Source organism: Clostridium mobile (genome assembly GCF_018918285.1).
GTDB lineage: Bacteria > Bacillota > Clostridia > Clostridiales > Clostridiaceae > Clostridium_AW > Clostridium_AW mobile.
Genome location: NZ_JAHLQF010000001.1, coordinates 68,286 through 81,296 on the forward strand (window position 1 = coordinate 68,286; position 13,011 = coordinate 81,296).

General features: G+C 29.6%; 13 protein-coding genes. 12 read left to right on the forward strand and 1 reads right to left on the reverse strand.

From position 1 onward, the window contains the following. Positions 1–10 precede the first annotated feature (10 nt). Positions 11–853, forward strand: a complete 843-nt coding sequence (ylqF, locus tag KQI86_RS00415; protein WP_216437186.1) for a ribosome biogenesis GTPase YlqF — start codon at positions 11–13, stop codon at positions 851–853. Positions 854–876: 23 nt separating this feature from the next. Continuing rightward, a complete protein-coding gene (locus KQI86_RS00420) occupies positions 877–1,692 on the forward strand; it encodes a ribonuclease HII (protein WP_216438253.1) in 816 nt (271 codons plus the stop codon). Here the strand turns inward: KQI86_RS00420 and KQI86_RS00425 are convergent. Continuing rightward, complete coding sequence (locus KQI86_RS00425; protein ID WP_216437187.1) at positions 1,689–2,057, reverse strand: YraN family protein; 369 nt, start codon at positions 2,055–2,057, stop codon at positions 1,689–1,691. The genes KQI86_RS00420 and KQI86_RS00425 overlap by 4 nt on opposite strands. A 166-nt stretch (positions 2,058–2,223) precedes the next feature. Between KQI86_RS00425 and KQI86_RS00430 the strand changes: the two genes are divergently transcribed. The 10 genes from KQI86_RS00430 (at position 2,224) to KQI86_RS00475 (ending at position 12,933) form a co-directional block, all read left to right on the forward strand. Continuing rightward, positions 2,224–3,723: a YifB family Mg chelatase-like AAA ATPase gene (locus KQI86_RS00430; protein ID WP_216437188.1), complete on the forward strand. Its 1,500-nt coding sequence runs from the start codon at positions 2,224–2,226 to the stop codon at positions 3,721–3,723. A gap of 13 nt (positions 3,724–3,736) precedes the next feature. Beyond that, complete coding sequence (gene dprA / locus KQI86_RS00435; protein ID WP_216437189.1) at positions 3,737–4,822, forward strand: DNA-processing protein DprA; 1,086 nt, start codon at positions 3,737–3,739, stop codon at positions 4,820–4,822. A 113-nt stretch (positions 4,823–4,935) separates the two neighbouring features. Beyond that, complete coding sequence (topA, locus tag KQI86_RS00440) at positions 4,936–7,023, forward strand: type I DNA topoisomerase (RefSeq protein ID WP_216437190.1); 2,088 nt, start codon at positions 4,936–4,938, stop codon at positions 7,021–7,023. Positions 7,024–7,238: 215 nt separating this feature from the next. Continuing rightward, entirely contained in the window at positions 7,239–8,015 is a 777-nt protein-coding gene (gene codY, locus KQI86_RS00445) for a GTP-sensing pleiotropic transcriptional regulator CodY (RefSeq protein WP_216437191.1), read from the forward strand. A gap of 220 nt (positions 8,016–8,235) precedes the next feature. Continuing rightward, positions 8,236–8,937: a 30S ribosomal protein S2 gene (rpsB, locus tag KQI86_RS00450; protein ID WP_216437192.1), complete on the forward strand. Its 702-nt coding sequence runs from the start codon at positions 8,236–8,238 to the stop codon at positions 8,935–8,937. Between the two features lie 68 nt (positions 8,938–9,005). Continuing rightward, positions 9,006–9,923, forward strand: coding sequence for a translation elongation factor Ts (gene tsf / locus KQI86_RS00455; protein WP_216437193.1), 918 nt, complete (start codon positions 9,006–9,008; stop codon positions 9,921–9,923). A gap of 108 nt (positions 9,924–10,031) precedes the next feature. Next, positions 10,032–10,745: a UMP kinase gene (gene pyrH, locus KQI86_RS00460; RefSeq protein WP_216437194.1), complete on the forward strand. Its 714-nt coding sequence runs from the start codon at positions 10,032–10,034 to the stop codon at positions 10,743–10,745. Between the two features lie 14 nt (positions 10,746–10,759). Then, on the forward strand, positions 10,760–11,317 hold the full coding sequence (frr, locus tag KQI86_RS00465; protein WP_216437195.1) for a ribosome recycling factor: 558 nt from the start codon (positions 10,760–10,762) through the stop codon (positions 11,315–11,317). A gap of 64 nt (positions 11,318–11,381) precedes the next feature. Beyond that, entirely contained in the window at positions 11,382–12,152 is a 771-nt protein-coding gene (uppS, locus tag KQI86_RS00470) for an undecaprenyl pyrophosphate synthase (protein WP_216437196.1), read from the forward strand. Further along, positions 12,142–12,933, forward strand: coding sequence for a phosphatidate cytidylyltransferase (locus tag KQI86_RS00475; protein WP_216437197.1), 792 nt, complete (start codon positions 12,142–12,144; stop codon positions 12,931–12,933). Before uppS ends, KQI86_RS00475 begins: the two co-directional genes overlap by 11 nt. Positions 12,934–13,011: the final 78 nt, after the last annotated feature.

Below are 13,011 nucleotides of genomic sequence, written 5' to 3' on the forward strand. Positions count from 1 at the left end.
AACGATAGTTATGGCAATTAATTGGTTTCCAGGTCATATGGCCAAAACAAGAAGAGAAATAAAGGAAAGTTTAAAACTTGTTGATGCAGTAATAGAAATAAGAGATGCTAGAATTGTAAAATCCAGCGCCAATCCTGACGTAGACGAAATATGCGAAGGAAAACCAAGGATAATACTTTTAAACAAAAGTGATTTAAGTGAAAAAAAAGTAACTAATTCTTGGATAGAAGAATTAACTAAAGATAATATAAAAGTTTTAGAGGTAAATTGCATTACCGGCGAAGGTATAAAGAATATTAGAGGAGCTTTAAATGAACTTCTGAAAGAAAAACATGATAGACTTAAAAATAAAGGTTTAGTGAAAATTGTTGATAGAGTAATGGTAGTGGGTATACCTAATGTAGGAAAATCCTCTTTTATAAATAAAATGGCTAAAAATAATATAGCTAAAACTGGTGATAAACCAGGAGTAACTAAAAGTAAACAATGGATAAAAACAAATCAGAATATGGAACTAATGGATACTCCAGGAATACTGTGGCCTAAATTCGAAGATGAACTAGTTGGTCTCAATTTGGCTTTTACAGGAGCCATAAAGGACGAAATAATGGATATAGAAACTTTAGCTTTGAAATTAATTGAATTGTTACAAAGAGAATATCCTGAGAATTTAAAAGAAAGATATAAGCTTAAAGAATTATCTGATGAGGCTATAAAAAACATGGATGAAATAGGCAAAAAAAGAGGTGCTATGATTTCAGGTGGTGAAATTGATTATAACAGAGTAGCTACTATGCTATTAGATGAATTTAGAGGTGGAAAGATTGGCAAAATCTCTCTAGAAAAACCTTAAAATAGGATGTGTATTATATGTATATGTTTGATTTAGAAAACTCCTCTTCCTATAGTTACTCAAAGCTTAAGGAAGTTACTGCTGACTATATTGACAATTACCATAGAGAAAATAAAAGAGATTTACTTTATATATGCGATTTTATTAAAAATGATCAACGAAAAAATGTGCAAGGATTATATAAAAAAATAATTAAGACCATAGATGAAGACGAAAAAGAATTGGCTAGAATAAAGAAAATGTATAACTTCGATATATCATTTGGTGATTTTCAGTATATAGCTGGAGTTGATGAAGTTGGTAGAGGACCATTAGCGGGACCAATAGTAGCTGCAGCAGTAATATTGGACTTAAAAAACATAAATGACGATAATTTAATACTGGGTATTAAAGATTCAAAAAAATTAAGTTCCTGCAAAAGAGAGGAACTTTCTAAAATAATAAAAGAAAAAGCATTGTATTATAAAATTGTGGATTTAGATAATGAAACAATAGATCATAAAGGGATATCTTGGTGCAATAATGAGGTATTAAAAAAATCTGCTACTACTTTAGATATTAAACCTGATATTATACTTTCTGATGGATATGCGATAAAGAATGTAGATATAAGAAATGAATTTATAATAAAAGGAGATGACAAAAGCATATCTATTGCTTGTGCATCAATAATCGCAAAGGTGTATAGAGATAAGATAATGGAGGATTATGCTAAGATATATCCATATTACGGATTTGAAAGTAATATGGGATATGGTACTTCCGAGCATATCCAAGGGTTAAAAAAATATGGTCCTTCTCCTATACATAGGTTTTCTTTTATTAAAAATATTGTTTAAACTTGAAAAGCATCTTTTATTAATCTTATAGAAAAGTCATAGCTCTCATATTTCAATATTACTTCGACTACATCGAATCTAAAATTGAATCTATGGAGCTTTTTCTTTAATATATACATTTGAGCAGTTTTATATATTTTATATTGTTTAACGTAGTTTACAGCTTCTCCAGGACTACCATAAAAATCACTGCATCTTGTTTTTACTTCGATAAAGCTAATAAAATTTCCATCTTTTCCGATAATATCGATTTCACCAGTCTTACATCTAAAATTTTTTTCTAATATAATATATCCACTTTCAATTAAATAACTTTGAGCTAATTCCTCTCCTAAATTTCCTATCTTCTTTTTATAGGAATACATAAATACTCTCCTTTCTTTGAATAAGAAGACTTTCCATATACTATATTATAACCCATATAAAAGAATATTAAATTGTAAAAGCTTAAAATATTAAAATAGTTTAAATTTCATAAACATCATTATAAAAACTAGCTCAATTGTCAACAATTGAAATGAGGTGATGTCTATGGTTATTAATATTAATGGCGCTACATTAAATGGAATACACGGATACCCTGTTAGTGTTGAAATTCATATAAGCAGAGGATTGCCTTCTTTTAACATAGTAGGTATTGGTGGAGTAGCGGTAAAGGAATCTAAAGATAGAGTACGAGCAGCCATTCTAAACTCCGGTTTTGAATTTCCTTTAGGTAGAATAACAGTAAATTTAGCACCAGCAGATATAAAAAAAGAAGGTACATTATTAGATTTGCCTATAGCGATAGGAATATTGTGTGCAAGTAAACAAATCTACACAGATAATTTAGATAAGTATCTATTCATAGGTGAATTATCATTATTAGGTAAGTTAAGAGATGTAAAGGGAGCTCTTCCAATCGTTATAGAAGGCATTCAAAATAATATAAAGAAATACATAGTTCCTAAAGATAATAAAGATGAATGCTCCTTAGTAAAGGAAGCAAAAATTTATCCCTGTGATAGTTTAAATGATGCTATAAATACAATTAATGATGATAATATTAAACCCTACAAAATAGGTAAAATTAAAAATGACAATTCTCAATATAGAATAGATTTTTCAGAAGTAGTAGGTCAACATAGTGTAAAACGAGGAGTAGAAGTAGCCGCAGCTGGAAATCATAATTTAGTACTGTATGGACCACCAGGTACTGGTAAATCTATGATTGCTTATAGGATACCCACTATTTTGCCTGATATAACATATGAAGAGTCTCTAGAATGCACAAAAATCTATAGTGTATATGGGGATTTAGAGGAAGGACTAATATATAAAAGACCTTTTAGAACTCCTCATCATACAGCTACTAAAATTGCATTAATAGGCGGAGGTGCTAAATTAATGCCTGGAGAGATTTCATTGGCTCATAATGGAGTGTTATTTTTAGATGAAATGTTAGAGTTTAAAAAAGATGTATTAGAAGCGTTAAGACAACCTTTAGAAAATAGAAGCGTAACCATATCAAAATTTTCAGGCTCTACAAAATATCCAAGCAACTTTATGTTAGTCGGAGCTTTTAATACCTGCCCCTGCTCCAAAATTCAATGTACTTGTTCTGAATATGAGAAAAATAGATATCTAAAAAAACTATCTGGTCCTCTTTTAGATAGGATTGATTTGTTTTTACCTGTAGATTATGTAGAGCATAACCATATTATATCCACGGAAAAAACAAAAAAATCTAGAGACATTAAAAAAAGCATAGATAAGGCAAGAAAAATTCAATATGAAAGATTAAAAAAATATAATATAACTACTAATAGTGAAATGGATATGCCTTTAGTTAAAAGATATTGTACTTTAGAAAATGGTGCTGAGAAAATAATTAAGAAAATATACAATAAATATTCTCTAAGTACTAGAGCTTATACAAAAATTTTAAAGGTATCAAGGACTATAGCTGATTTAGATGAAAGAGATAGAATTTATGAGAGCGATTTAATCGAAGCACTACAATATAGAAAGTTTATAGAAGAAATTATTTAAGGAGGTTTTTTATGTGACAATCTATAATGTATGGTATTCTACTATTAAATTATCTAATAAGTTAAAACTTTATATATTAAAAAAGCTAGGTAGTACTGAGAAAATATATAACTATTGTAATTCAGATCAAAAAGTATTTGATGGTGAACTAGATGAAAATATTTTAAAGATAAAATTATTAAAGAGTTGGGATATATTAAAAATAAACACCTTAATTGATTTGGTAAAATATAATCATATTAAAGTAATTGATTACTTTAATCAATCATATCCTATTAAATTACAAAACTTAGAGGACGCACCTTCCATTCTCTATTATAAAGGAAATATTTCTAAACTAAATGCTCCTTCAGTAAGTATTGTAGGCTCACGAAAAGCTTCCTATTATGGAAGAAAAGTAACTGATATAGTGTGTAGAGAGCTAAGCAAAAAAGAAGTTAATATTATCAGTGGAATGGCTATGGGTATTGATGCTTTTGCTCATTGGGGAGCTTTAAAAAACAATGCCTATACTTGCGCTATATTAGGTTCTGGTATTGATGTAATATATCCAAAAATCAATAAAGATCTATATTATAAAATATTAGAAAAAGGATGTATTATATCTGAATATCCTCCTGGAACTAGACCCTATGCCTATAATTTCCCATTAAGAAATAGAATAATTAGTGGATTAGGAGATGTTTTAATCGTTATAGAAGCTTCAGAAAAAAGTGGAACTCTGATCACTGCTGGTTGCGCGCTAGAACAGGGTAAGGACGTATTAGCTGTACCAGGTTCCATATTTTGCGATACTAGCAAAGGAACTAATAAGCTCATAAAAGATGGAGCTTATCCATTAACGTCTATTGAAGATATTTTTCACTTAATCAATATGAATTATAATACTATAAATGAAAATGAAAGTACTGCTTTAAATATAGTTGAGAAAAAAATATACAATATATTATGTAGTGATCCTATACATATAGATGATTTGTATAAAATAACGAATATTGACATAAAGGAACTATATGAGGTATTATTTGAATTGCAACTTAAAAATCAAATAACTTGCCTTTCTGGTAATTATTATGTTAGAATTGCAAATAGTATTTAATATATTAATTTTCAAATTCTATGTTATATAAATTTAAATTAAGGATATAAATAATCTTATCAGAAATTAGTTGAATAGGGGGTGTATTCTGATATTATTTATCAGAGATTAAGATGGGACAAAAACTTGTTATAGTAGAATCACCAGCTAAAGCTAAAACTATCGGAAAATATTTAGGTAAAAATTTTATAGTAGAAGCCTCTATGGGTCACGTGAGAGACTTGCCCAAAAGTCAATTGGGTGTTGATATAGATAATAATTATGCTCCTAAATATATAACTATAAGAGGTAAAGGGGATTTATTAGAAAAGCTAAAAAAAGAAGCTAAAAAATGTGATGAAATATATTTAGCTACGGACCCAGATAGAGAAGGAGAAGCTATATCTTGGCATTTATTAAAAGCTTTAAAGATGGATGAAGGGAAAAAATGTAGAATAGTGTTTCATGAAATCACTAAAAATGCTATCAAAAATGCTATCAAAGAGCCAAGAGAAATAAATATAAACTTAGTCAATGCCCAACAAGCTAGAAGAGTGTTAGATAGATTAGTTGGGTATGAAATTAGCCCTATATTATGGAAGAAAGTAAAATGGGGATTAAGCGCAGGTAGAGTTCAATCTGTTGCTTTAAAATTATTATGCGATAGAGAGAGGGAAATAGAGAAATTTATCCCTAAGGAATATTGGAGTATAGAATGTAATTTAAAAAAGGAAAAAGATAAAGGAGCTTTCTTAGTTAAACTTTGGTCAAAGGATAATAAGAAAATAGAAATTAACAATAAAGAAGAAAATGATAAAATTATAAATGATTTGAACGATAAAGATTTTAAGGTTAAGAATATCAAAAAATCTACCAAAGCTAAGAATCCATTGCCTCCTTTTACCACTAGTACATTGCAGCAGGACGCTTATAGGAAATTAAACTTTACAACAAAGAGAACTATGTCTATTGCTCAACAGTTATATGAAGGAATTGATATAAAAGGACATGGTACTGTAGGTTTAATTACTTATATGAGAACAGACTCTTTAAGAATATCAAAAGAAGCTCAGGAAGCAGCTCAAAGCTATATAACAAATAACTTTGGAAAAGAATATATTCCAGAAGCGCCAAAAGAATATAAAAGTAAAAAGAATATACAAGACGCTCACGAAGCTGTAAGACCAACAAATATTGAAATTACTCCTAGTATAGCAAGAAATAGCTTAACGGATGAACAGTTTAAAATATATAGTTTGATTTGGAATAGATTCATAGCTTGCCAAATGGCTTCCTCTAAATTAAATACAATTACTATTGAAGTAGAAAATGGTCCTTATTTATTTAAAGCATCAGGTTCAACAGTAGTATTTGACGGTTTCATGAAAGTGTATGAATACTCTACTGATGATGAAAAAGAAAATATAAAGTTGCCGGAACTATCCATAGGTGAAAAGCTTATAAAAAAATCAATTGAAGGAAAACAGCATTTTACTCAACCTCCTGGTAGATTTTCTGAAGCTACTCTAGTTAAAACCTTAGAAGAAAACGGAATAGGAAGGCCGAGTACCTATGCTCCTATAATATCAACTTTATTAGAAAGAAAGTATATTGAAAGGGAAAAGAAAACCCTTAAATCTACAGAGTTAGGTTTTATAGTAAATGACATTATGGCTGAGTACTTTAAACCTATAGTAGATGTAGAGTTTACAGCTGAGATGGAAGATAAATTGGATAGTGTAGAGGAAGGATCTGAAGATTGGACTAAAATAGTTGGTGAATTCTTTAACCCTTTAAGAGATCTTATAGCTGTTGCTGAAAAAGAAGTTGCTAAAGTAACTATTGAAGATAAAGTAACTGACACTCAGTGCGAAAAATGTGGTAAATACATGGTGATTAAGCAAGGAAGATTCGGACAATTTTTAGCATGTCCTGGATATCCTGAATGTAAAAATACAAAAGCCATAGTTGAAGAAGTAGACGCTAAATGCCCTAAATGTGGTGGAAATATAGTTGTTAAAAAGAGTAAAAAGGGTAGAAAATTTTATGGATGTAGTAAATATCCAGAATGTACATTTGTAAGCTGGTTTGAGCCTGTTGATGAAAAGTGTTCTGTATGTAGCGGTAATATGGTAAAAAAATACAGTAAAGCTAAAGGAAATTATCTCGAATGTACAAATGAGGAGTGTAAAAACAAAGTTTATACTGAAGGAAACAATTAAGTTGAATTTTGTCGAATAAATGTTAATATTATATTAAAAATTACCCTAATATGGTTGAAATTTAATAATTAGTATGATATTATTATTAAATACAAGACAAACAATTCTAAATATTAAAAAAAGTCTTAAAAATCCTGATAATATAAAAGGACAATTTATTTTATTCGATTATAGATATCAGTTTATATTTAAATTTTAGAGGAGGAATTTTGAACATGTCATCGCTATTAACTAAAACAAGAAAACTAAATAAAATACTACAAAAGTCTGGTACTGAGCCAGTAGTATTTGACGATATATGTAAGCTTTTAAGTGATGTATTAAACTGTAATATATATATATTAAGTAAAAAAGGTAAAATCTTAGGATATGACCTATCTACAGGTTTCGAATGTAATGTGGTTAAAGATAGAGTTGTTGAGGAAATGAGATTCCCAGACTTTTATAACAATAAATTATTAAACGTTCATGAAACTTTATCAAACTTAACAAATAACGGTAAATGTGTGTTTGAAGAACACGGAGAATGTGCTATAGAAAATAAAAATACTACTATAGTACCTATAAATGGTAACAGAGAAAGATTAGGTACATTATTATTAGCTAGATTTGATGATCTATTTACAGATGATGATTTAATTTTAGCTGAATACAGCGCAACTATAATTGGAATGGAAATCTTGAGAGCAAAACAAGATGAAATAGAAGAAGAAGCAAGAAAGAAAGCAGTAGTTCAACTTGCTATAGGCACATTATCATATTCTGAATTAGAAGCTGTAGAACATATATTCAATGAATTAGACGGAACTGAAGGATTACTTGTTGCTTCTAAAATAGCTGATAAAGTAGGAATAACTAGATCAGTTATAGTAAATGCATTAAGAAAATTTGAAAGTGCTGGTGTTATAGAATCCAGATCCTTAGGTATGAAAGGAACACATATTAAAATTCTTAATGAAAAACTTTTAGAGGAATTGAAAAAAATTAAATAATTTCTAAAGCAGGATGCAATATATTTACATCCTGCTTATATATTGCTAAAAAACAATCCATTTATTAGGTTTTTTAAATATTTTTATTGAATAGAATAAATTCATATGATATACTACACTAGGTAAGAAAAATACACACATTACCTAATCTATGAATGGTGCCACATGGTAGTTTATAGATATGACGGTAATGGAGGTTAAAACCAAGGAGGTAAATTTTATGTCAGTAATATCAATGAAACAATTACTAGAAGCTGGTGTACATTTTGGACACCAAACAAGAAGATGGAACCCTAAGATGGCTCCATATATCTTTACAGAAAGAAACGGAATCTATATCATAGATTTACAGAAAACTGTAAAGAAAGTAGAAGAAGCTTACAACTTCATAAAAGAGGTTTCTGCTGAAGGAAAAGATGTTCTATTTGTTGGAACTAAAAAACAAGCTCAAGAAGCAATTCAAGAAGAAGCTGTAAGATCTAACATGCACTTTGTTAATAACAGATGGCTAGGTGGTATGTTAACTAACTTCTCAACAATAAAAGGAAGAATAAAAACTTTAGAAGAATTAGAACAAATGGAACAAGATGGAACATTTGACGTTCTTCCAAAGAAAGAAGTTACTAAACTTAAACTTGAAGAAGAAAAACTTGAAAAGAACTTAGGCGGAATCAAAAACATGGATTCTAGAAATGTTGGGGCTCTATTTGTAGTAGATCCAAGAAAAGAAAAAAATGCTATTTCAGAAGCTAAAATTTTAGGTATACCAGTAGTAGCTATTGTAGATACTAACTGTGATCCAGATGAAGTTGACTATGTAATTCCAGGAAATGACGATGCTATAAGAGCTGTTAAATTAATAACTGCAAAAATGGCTGACGCTGTTTTAGAAGGAAGACAAGGTGAACAATTAGCTGAGTAATAAAAAAGGTAGATGGATCTTGCGTCCATTTACCTTTTAACAAGTAAATAGAACAGGAGGAACTGATTATGATTACTGCACAAATGGTTAAGGAATTAAGAGAAAAGACCGGAGCAGGTATGATGGACTGTAAAAAAGCTTTATCCGAAAGCAACGGAGATATGGAAAAGGCTGTAGAAATATTAAGAGAAAAAGGTTTAGCAGCTGCAGCTAAAAAAGCTGGAAGAATTGCTGCTGAAGGTTTAGTTGAAACTTACATATCAGATGATAAGAGAAGTGGAGCTATAGTTGAAGTAAACTGCGAAACAGACTTTGTTGCTGCTAATGATGAATTTAAATTATTAGCTTCAAACATTGCAAAGCAGGCTCTTTTAACTAAAGCAACTACTGTTGAAGAGCTTGTAGAAGAAAAATACATAGCTGATGAAAGCACTACTATTAAAGATGCTCTTACAGCTTTAATAGCAAAATTAGGAGAAAATATGTCAATAAGAAGATTTAGTAACTTCGTTGTTGACAATGGTATAGTAGAAAGCTATATTCATGGTGCTGGAAGAATAGGCGTTCTTGTTAAATTAGAATGTGAAAAAGATAGCGAAATATTAACTGAAGTAGCTAAAGATGTTGCTATGCAAGTAGCAGCAGCTAATCCATCTTTCTTAAATAGAGACGCAGTTGACCATGATGTTTTAAACAAAGAAAGAGAAATATATAGAGTTCAAGCATTAAATGAAGGAAAACCAGAAAAAATCGTTGACAAAATGGTTGACGGAAGAATTGAAAAATACTATAAAGAAAACTGCTTAATAGAACAACTTTGGGTTAAAAATCCTGATTTAACAATAACAAAATACTTAAATGAAAAATCTAAAGAAGTTGGAGCAGAAATAACAGTAACTGGTTATGTGAGATTTGAAAGAGGCGAAGGAATAGAAAAGATAGAAGAAGACTTTGCTGAAGAAGTAAGAAAGCAGATGCAGCAATAGTACTGATAATTTAAAAGAGAACACCAGGTGTTCTCTTTTTTTAAAATACAAATCCATTCAATTTAGAAATTACTATGTAATTTTTAACATTTTGGAGGTATAATATATATGAATAATATTAAATTTAAAAGAATAATGTTAAAGCTTTCAGGAGAGGCTTTAGCTGGTGAAAAAGGATATGGAATTGATTTTGAGATTGTTACAGAAATAGCTAAACAAATAAAAGAACTAGTAGACATGGGAGTAGAAATAGGCGCAGTAGTAGGTGGCGGAAACATCTGGAGAGGACGAAATGGCGATGGCATGGATAGAACCACTGCTGACTATATGGGAATGTTAGCTACTTGTATAAACGCAATGGCTCTTCAAGACTCACTTGAGCAATTGGGTGTTAATACAAGAGTACAGACTGCTATAGAAATGAAAGAAGTAGCAGAGCCTTTTATAAGAAGACGTGCTATGAGGCATTTAGAAAAGGGAAGAGTGGTTATTTTTGCAGCTGGAACCGGTAACCCGTATTTTTCAACAGATACTACCGCAGCATTAAGAGCAGCAGAAATAGAAGCAGAAGTTATACTATTAGCTAAAAAGGTAGATGGTGTATATGATAAAGATCCTTATAAACATACTGATGCTAAAAAATTTGAAACATTAACTTATATTGATGTATTAGATAAAGGGCTTCAGGTAATGGATTCTACTGCCACATCTTTATGCATGGACAACAATATTCCTATTTTAGTATTTGGACTTGATTCTCCTGAAAATATTAAGAAAGCCGTAACTGGCGAAAAAATGGGGACACTAGTGTGTAAAGGATAAGGGAGGTTAATAGTATGTTAAAAGACATAATTAATAATGCAGATGAAAAAATGCAAAAGACTATAAATGTACTTAAAAAAGATTTAGCATCAATGAAAGCTGGAAGAGCTAATCCTGCTATGCTAGATAAGATTGAAGCTGAATATTATGGTACTATGACGCCTTTAAATCAATTGGGTAGTGTATCAGTTCCTGAACCAAGAATTTTACAAATTCAACCTTGGGATAAAGCGGCTATAAAAGCTATTGAAAAGGCTATTTTAAAATCAGATTTAGGGTTAAATCCATCAAGTGATGGTGTAGTTATTAGATTAATAATACCTGAACTAACAGAAGAGACAAGAAAAAATATTGTTAAAACTGTTAGGAAAACTGGTGAAGAAGCAAAAATTGCTATAAGAGCTGTAAGAAGAGATTGTAATGATAAATTAAAATCTCTAAAAAAGGAAGCTGATATTTCCGAAGATGATATTAAAAAAACAGAAGAAGAAATTCAAAAGAAAACCGATAATTTTGTTAAAGAAATAGATAAAATTCTAGATGTAAAAGAAAAAGAAATAATGTCTATTTAATACTTTTTAAAACCTGCGTTTTCCGCAGGTTTTGTTACTAAAGGAAGTTGGAGTGGAGAAATATATGTGGAACTTTTTTACTAAAAAAAATAATGTAAAAGATAGTAACCAATTAATTGATATGAATAACATTCCAAAGCATATAGGTATAATTATGGATGGCAATGGACGATGGGCTAAAGAAAAAAAGCTTCCAAGAAGTATGGGACATAAAGCTGGCGTTGAAACTATAAGGGAAATAGTAAAAGAATGTAATAGAATCGGTGTTAAATATTTAACCTTGTATGCTTTTTCCACGGAAAATTGGAAGAGACCTACTGAAGAAGTAAATGCTCTAATGAAATTGCTAGTGGAATATTTAAGTAAAGAAATAGATGAATTGCATAGAAATAATGTTATAGTCAATTCTATAGGAGATATAAATAAATTACCCCAAATATGTATAGATAAATTGAATGGTGCATACAACAAAACTAAGAACAATGATGGATTGATTCTTAATCTAGCTCTTAATTATGGTGGAAGAGATGAGATATTAAGAGGTATGAAATTATTATATAAAGATGTTCAAAGGGGTAAAATAAAAATTGAAAATATTGATGAAAATATATTTTCTAGATATTTATACACAAATGGTATACCAGATCCAGATTTAATAATACGACCTAGTGGTGAGCAAAGATTGAGTAATTTTTTGATATGGCAATGTGCTTATTCAGAATTTTGGTACTCAAATATAAAATGGCCTGATTTTAAAATAAAACATCTTCATAAAGCTATATACGACTACCAAAATAGAGATAGAAGATTTGGAGGAGTAAAAAGTGAACAGTAGATATTTAGGTGCATTAATATTGTCACCTTTATTAATTGTGCTATTTATTGGAGGTACTGCTTTAAAATATTTAGCCCTTATTCTCTCTTTAGTAGGAATGAGTGAATTTTATAAAGTAGTGAAAGAAAAAAATATTCATCCATTAAGCTATATTGGATACGCTATGTGTCTAATCTATTATGTATTTTTAAATTTAGATGTTAATCAATTATTTAATGTAATAACCATATCAGTAATGATATTATTAATTACTCCTATATTAAATAGAAAATATAATTTTATAGATGCATCAATAACTTTATTAGGATTTTTATATATAGCTGTATTCTTTAGCTTTATAGTTTTAGTAAGTAGAAAAGTCTACGGAAATTACTTGGTATGGACTATATTTATATCTTCCTGGGTATGCGATACTTCAGCTTATTATACGGGCAAGTATTTTGGAAAAAATAAATTATGTCCAGAGGTAAGCCCTAAAAAAACTGTAGAAGGTTCAATCGGTGGACTATTAGGAAGTAGCATTGCCTGCGGACTATTCGGTGTGTTTTTACAAGGAAAAGGAGTAAATATACCAATAATACACTTCTTTTTATTAGGAGCCATTTCTGGTATAGTAGTGCAATTTGGCGATTTAGTAGCATCTTCAATAAAAAGGTATTTAGGAGTAAAAGATTACAGTAATTTAATACCTGGACATGGAGGTATACTTGATAGATTTGATAGTATACTATTTGCTGCAATTATTGTATATTATTATTTTACATTAATAGTTTTAATATAAAAAACAACACTTAGAAGCTAAGCTCTAAGTGTTATTTTTTTACTAATATATGAGTTTATAGAGAATATACTATTAATA